Annotated in this window: 6 protein-coding genes; 1 reads left to right on the forward strand and 5 read right to left on the reverse strand. The window is 63.9% G+C overall.

What is annotated here, in order from left to right:
* The 5 genes from JNK99_RS06810 to JNK99_RS06830 form a co-directional block, all read right to left on the reverse strand.
* Positions 1 to 210, reverse strand: a 210-nt coding sequence (locus JNK99_RS06810) for an undecaprenyl-diphosphate phosphatase (RefSeq protein WP_291850536.1), incomplete at its 3' end; no start/stop codon positions are given.
* A 34-nt stretch (positions 211 to 244) separates the two neighbouring features.
* Positions 245 to 442: a proteinase inhibitor gene (locus JNK99_RS06815; protein WP_291850550.1), complete on the reverse strand. Its 198-nt coding sequence runs from the start codon at positions 440 to 442 to the stop codon at positions 245 to 247.
* 52 nt (positions 443 to 494) lie between these two features.
* Positions 495 to 1,370 carry an IclR family transcriptional regulator gene (locus tag JNK99_RS06820; protein WP_291850539.1) on the reverse strand — a complete coding sequence of 292 codons (876 nt, stop codon included), beginning with the start codon at positions 1,368 to 1,370 and terminating at the stop codon, positions 495 to 497.
* A 12-nt stretch (positions 1,371 to 1,382) separates the two neighbouring features.
* Positions 1,383 to 1,886, reverse strand: a complete 504-nt coding sequence (gene tpx / locus JNK99_RS06825) for a thiol peroxidase (protein ID WP_291850541.1) — start codon at positions 1,884 to 1,886, stop codon at positions 1,383 to 1,385.
* Positions 1,887 to 2,108: 222 nt separating this feature from the next.
* Complete coding sequence (locus JNK99_RS06830; RefSeq protein ID WP_291850544.1) at positions 2,109 to 4,781, reverse strand: HAD-IC family P-type ATPase; 2,673 nt, start codon at positions 4,779 to 4,781, stop codon at positions 2,109 to 2,111.
* 299 nt (positions 4,782 to 5,080) lie between these two features.
* Here JNK99_RS06830 and JNK99_RS06835 point away from each other — a divergent pair.
* On the forward strand, positions 5,081 to 5,919 hold an 839-nt coding region (locus JNK99_RS06835), incomplete at its 3' end, for a hypothetical protein (RefSeq protein WP_291850547.1).

Raw genomic sequence — 5,919 nt, forward strand, 5'->3', positions numbered from 1 at the left:
AACCTGGCCAATCTTCACCCGATACTCCCAGCAGACGGCAAACATGGCACCCGACTGGATCACGATCTCGAACAATTTGCCGCGCTCGTCGTTGAAATCGAGCAGGTCGCCGGTGAGGATCAGGTGACCGGTCGAAGACACCGGCAGAAACTCGGTAACGCCTTCGACGATACCGAGAATCAGGGCTTTGCAGAGGAGCAGAAGGTCCACAGCGGGCTTTCGCGAAAAAGCCGCATTCTAGCACTCAGGGTCGGGTTGCCTGTTCCAGCGCGGACAACCAGGCAATCGCATGTGCCTCATCCTGGCCACACATCTCGTCAGACGGCTGCAGGCCGGCGCAGAACGCCGGCCGCTCGACGTGCCCCCACAAGCGGCAGCGCTGATCGTCGGTCAGATTGGTGCAGCGTTCGTCGGCCGGCTTGCCCTGGGGATGCCCGGGCATCGCACTGCTGATCGACGGGGCGATGCAGCAGGCGCCGCAGCCCGGGCGACAATCACGCAGCGACTTCACGCCGGCTCGTGAGCGTGCGGTTCCCCGCCGGAGTTTCCTCGCTCGCTGCCGCCTCGGCGCTGCCGTGACCCAGTCGCCACGAGAGAATCGCCGCTGCTTCCCGCGTCTGTTGTGCCATCGGACTGTCCCAGTCCATGTCGAAATTGCCGATGATCCCCAGCGAGGTGATCGCTGCCACCATTCGGCCCGTATGGTTGAATACTGGCGCGCTGAAGCCGTTGATCCCCGGCGTCACGCTGCCTGACGCACGGGCGATGCCGCGGCAACGGATCTCGTCGAGTTGTACGGCGAGTGACGAGTGCAGCGCTGCCGGCGCCGCCCGTCTTGCCTCGGCGGCCATCTCGATCTCGGCGTCGAGCATCTTGCGCAGGTATGGCGAGCGGTAGAAAGCAGCGAAGGCCAGTCCGGTCGCCGACGAAATCAAGGGCAGCACGACCCCCGTGCGCAGGGTGATGGTGACTGGACCACCGGCTTCGAGCCAGCGCACGCAGGTCGCGCCGTGATTGCCCCACATGGCGAGCGCCACTGTTTCGCCGATGCGCTCGCACAGATCGTCGAGTACCGGCCCTGCCAGGCGCACGGGATCAAGCCTGGCCAGGCTGGCCAGCCCGAGTTCGAGCGAGAACGCCCCGAGGTCGTAACGTCCCGTATTGGCGTCCTGCTCGACCAGTCCCATACGCATGAAACTCACCAGATAGCGGCGCGCCTTGGCGGCCGGCATGCCGGCGTTGCGCGCCAGATCGCGCAGCACCATTGATCGTCCGTTGGCCGCCAGTGCCTGCAGCAGCCGGGTACCGACCTCGATCGACTGAATGCCCTGTCGCTGTCTGATCGGGTCGCCCGCTTCGCTTTCAGCCATTGTCGTGTTTTGTCAGACCAGCGCCTGCAGTGCTGCCTCGTAGTCGGGCTCGTTCTTGATCTCGCCGACCAACTGGCCATGCAGCACCCGATTTTCGGCGTCGAGCACCACCACGGCGCGTGCCGCAAGTCCGGCCAGCGGCCCATTACTCAGTGCAACACCATAGTCTTCGAGAAACTGTCGACCACGCATGGTCGACAAGGTCACCACCTTGTCCAGCCCTTCGGCACCGCAGAAGCGGTTCTGCGCAAACGGCAGATCAGCGGAAATGCAAAGCACCACCGTATTGACCAGGCCACTCGCCTGCTGGTTGAAGCGGCGCACCGAGGCGGCACAGGTCGGCGTATCGACACTGGGGAAGATGTTGAGCACCTTGCGCTGCCCCCCCAGGCTGCTCAGCGTGACATCGGCCAGATCCTTGCCGACCAGACTGAAAGCCGGCGCCACCTGACCCTTCTGCGGGAAGCTGCCATTTACCTGGAACGGATTACCACCGAGTGTCACTGTACTGGTCATGTTGGCTCCTAAACGGGTCGAAAGAACAAATGGAAAACCGGGGAGGTCTTGCACCAGCCGATCTCACGGCTGTTTGGTCATTATTTCATGCCGGGAGTTCAGCGACCAGAGTGGCGAAGCATCCGAGCCGCGGTGATCATCGAGCGGCTCCTCTGACGCGATCGAAAAGGCAGCAGGGCACGGCCCTCCCCCTGGCCGTAGCGCGATCGTCGCCCGGGCGACTCATCGACGCGTGTGCAATCCCTTGTCGATGCCAACCACGACGTAAGCCAGAACACCGACCGCGAAGATCTCCAGCCACTGGTGCCCGCCAATCGGCGCTGTCGCAAACAGGCGATTCATCAGGGGCAGGTAGGTCAACGCCGCTTGCAGCACGGCCATCGTCAACAGCCCATACCAGATCGCCGGATTGGAGAAGAGTCCTGCCCGCCGTGTGGAGAGGGTCAGTGAACGACAATTGAAAAGATACATGCCCTCGACGACGACGAAGACGTTGACGGCAACCGTACGTGCCTCGGCCAGCGACTCCCCCGCTGCCAGCTCGCGCAGGAACAGCCCAAACGAACCGGCGAGCAGCAGCAGGCTGACCAGCACGATGCGCCAGATCAGCGCCGCATCGAGAATCGGCGTCGCCGGCGGCCGCGGTGGGCGACGCATGACATTCGGTTCGATCGGTTCGAAGGCCAGCATCAGACCGAGGAAGACCGCCGTCGTCATGTTGATCCAGAGAATCTGTAGCGGCGTGATCGGCAGTGTCGCGCCGGCCAGAATCGCCGCCACGATGACCAGTCCTTCGCCGAAATTGGTGGGCAGCGTCCACGTAATGAACTTCACCAGATTATCATAGACACCTCGCCCCTCCTCCACGGCAGCCTCGATGGCGGCAAAATCGTCGTCGGTCAGCACCATCTCCGCCGCATCCTTGGCCACCTCGGTACCGGTGAGACCCATGGCAATGCCGATGTCTGCCCGCTTGAGCGCTGGCGCGTCGTTGACCCCATCACCGGTCATCGCCACCACCTCGCCGTTGGCCTGCAGAGCCTGCACCAGCCGCAGCTTCTGTGCCGGCTCGACGCGGGCGAAGACGTTTACCGTTCGCACCAGCCGACATAGAGCGGCGTCGTCCAGGGCCGCCAGCTCGCGGCCGCTGATCGCCGTCTCACCGGCCTTGGCAATGCCCAGTTGCCGGGCAATCGACAGTGCAGTGACGGCGTGGTCCCCGGTGATCATCTTGACCGCGATGCCGGCCGCGTGGCAGGTCCTGACCGCACTGATGGCTTTGGGACGCGGGGGATCGACCATTCCGACCAGACCGAGGAACTGCAGCCCGGTGTCGGTAGCGGCCAGTTCGATGGTGCTCGCCGAACCGACCGCACGGCGAGCCACGGCCAGCACCCGCAAGCCCTCCGCCGCCATGCTGCGGGCAGTGCCCTCGATTTCCTCGGTGCGCAGCGGCATGCTCCGACCCTCGCGGTCAAGCATGCTCAGCGAGCACGGCAACAACTGTTCGAGCGCTCCCTTGAAGTAGGTCAGGCGAACGCCCTCGATCTCGTGCAGAGTCGCCATGTACTGCCTCCCCGAATCGAAAGGGATTTCATCGAGACGAGGAAACAGTTTCTGCAGGGTCCGTTCGTCGAGTCCGGCCTTGCGCGCCACAACCAGCAGCGCCCCTTCCGTAGGGTCGCCGACCACCTCCCAGTGCCGGTTGCTCCTGCTCAACCCGGCGTCGTTGCACAACACGGCGGCCAGCAGGCACTCGCGCAATGCGCCACCGATGTGTTGGCCGTCGCCAACCCTGCCATTGGGCGAATAGCCGCTGCCGGTGACTTTCGTCCGGACACCACCAGCGTACAACTCACGCACCGTCATCTGGTTTTCGGTCAGCGTACCGGTCTTGTCCGAGCAGATGACCGTGGTGCTGCCCAGTGTTTCGACCGCCGGCAACTTGCGGATGATCGCCCGCCGCCTCGCCATGCGCGAGACACCGATGGCCAGGGTGATGGTCATTGCCGCCGGCAAGCCTTCGGGAATCGCGCCGACCGCCAGCGCCACAGCAGCCATGAACATGGCGAAGGTCGCTTCACCACGCCAGATGCCCACCGTGAAGGTCAATAGCGCCAGCAAGCCAATGGCAATCAGCAGCCAGTTGCTGAAGACCGCCATTCGGCGAGTCAGCGGCGTCGTCAGATCAGGTGCATCGGCGATCAGCCTCGAAATGCGGCCGGTTTCGGTACGCTCACCGGTTGCCACCACCACACCTGCCCCTTGACCACTGATCATCACCGTACCGGCGTAAGCCATGTTGCAGCGATCGGCGAGGAGCGTGTCTTCTGGCAATGTGTCACGGTGCTTGGCGACCGCCGTTGATTCGCCGGTCAGGGCGGATTCGATGGCTTGCAGGTCCTTGGCGCGGAACAGGCGCAAATCGGCAGGAACCTTGTCGCCGGCGGTAAGCAGCACGACATCACCGGGAACCAGTTCGGTCGAGGACAGGCGCTGTTTGCAACCGCCTCGCAATACGGTCACTTCGCTGGTTACCGACCGGGCCAGGGCAAGTAGGGCGTTCTCGGCGCGACCTTCCTGAATGAAACCGATCACCGCGTTGATCAGCGTCACCCCGAAAATCACGCCGGAATCCACCCATTCGCCAAGTACGGCTGTCACCACCCCGGCAAGCAGCAACACCAGCACGAGCGGCTGCACGAACTGCAGCGCAAAGCGGAGCAGTGGCCCCTTGCCCGGTTTCGGCGCCAGGCGGTTCTCCCCATGCTCCAGTCGCCGGCTGACCACTTCGTCGTCACCAAGCCCCTGGTCGAAACTCGCGGTCAGGCGTGCCGCCGCTTCGTCTGCGGGCAGGCAATGCCAGGCGATGGAATCGGCGGATTGCTTGCTCATTTCATGCACGGTTCTCAACGGAAAGCGGCTGGTTGCAACAATTCGTATATCATTCTAGCAGTTATGGTGTGAGCTGCCGCCGACATCGCCGTCTTGTCCATGCGTCTGTCCGTGTGCACCGAAGGAGAAGTGCTTCTGGAAACCGACAATCCAAGCTTGCCAGTGCGGGTGCTGCAGGCATCCAGCGAGGCGATCCGATACCCGCTCTCGCTGCCCAGGGAAAGGACATCCTGGTTGTGCCTTGCCGAGCGGGACCGACCGACTGTGTCCGCACCAGCGATTGCACCAGGATGTCGGCGATGACTTGGCTACGTAGCATCGGCCACATGCTGGCCGTCCTGCTGCAGGCGGGCGCCGTGGCCTCCAGTGTCTTGGCGCACACCATTGCCAACGATGGCGATGGGCCCTCTGCGGTGCTTGCCGGGCCAGTAAGCGCAGCGGCCGCACCCGGTATCATCCTGCCGCCACCTGCCGACACTGTCGAGGCAGGCGGATCGCTCATCTCGGCGGACAGGTTCGATCATGAAGATTGGGCGCCGCAGACGGCTCCCGGCCAGCTCATTGGCCCGCAGGCGGTCCCTTTGGCTTCGACCTGGCGCCCGCTGCTGCGGAGCAAGGCCGCGCGCAGCAGCGGGCCCGCGCCTGCCGCAACTCACACCGGACCAGCGGGAGCCAGGGCAATTCCCCAGACCGACGACGAGATCAGCGCGGCGCTTGACGAGTTGCAAGAATCGGTGGCCGAAGTGCTTGCCGAAGCAACTGGTGCGCACCTTGGTCCGGAAGGCCGGCTGAGCTTTTCGCTGGCCGGACTGGAAGGCTTCCATTACCGGGCGCGCGACGGTGGGGTGTCGTTCGGACACGGTGACCTCTCTCTGGCCATTGTGGACCACGGCGCCGAACGACCCGGCCGCCAGCCATCCGGCGAACGCGCTGCGCAAACGCCGCCCGCTGCCCAGGACACCACGGCAACACGAGAAATCTTCCAGTTCATCAAGGAGATTTTCGAATACCCGCTGGTCTGGCTGCTCATCCTGCTGCTGCTGATCGGCAAGTTTGTCCTTCTGGTCAGCCACCGACGTGCCAGGAAGGGCAGGCACAGGAGACGTTCGGGTGCTAACGAGCCGGTCAAACTGAAGCG

Source organism: Accumulibacter sp., assembly GCF_016789985.1.
GTDB lineage: Bacteria > Pseudomonadota > Gammaproteobacteria > Burkholderiales > Rhodocyclaceae > Accumulibacter.

Excerpts from the sequence above, each read along its gene's own strand:
- JNK99_RS06815 (WP_291850550.1), bottom strand. The coding sequence starts at position 442 with ATGCCCGGGCATCCCCAGGGCAAGCCGGCCGACGAACGCTGCACCAAT.
- JNK99_RS06820 (WP_291850539.1), bottom strand. The coding sequence starts at position 1,370 with ATGGCTGAAAGCGAAGCGGGCGACCCGATCAGACAGCGACAGGGCATT.
- tpx (WP_291850541.1), bottom strand. The coding sequence starts at position 1,886 with ATGACCAGTACAGTGACACTCGGTGGTAATCCGTTCCAGGTAAATGGC.
- JNK99_RS06830 (WP_291850544.1), bottom strand. The coding sequence starts at position 4,781 with ATGAGCAAGCAATCCGCCGATTCCATCGCCTGGCATTGCCTGCCCGCA.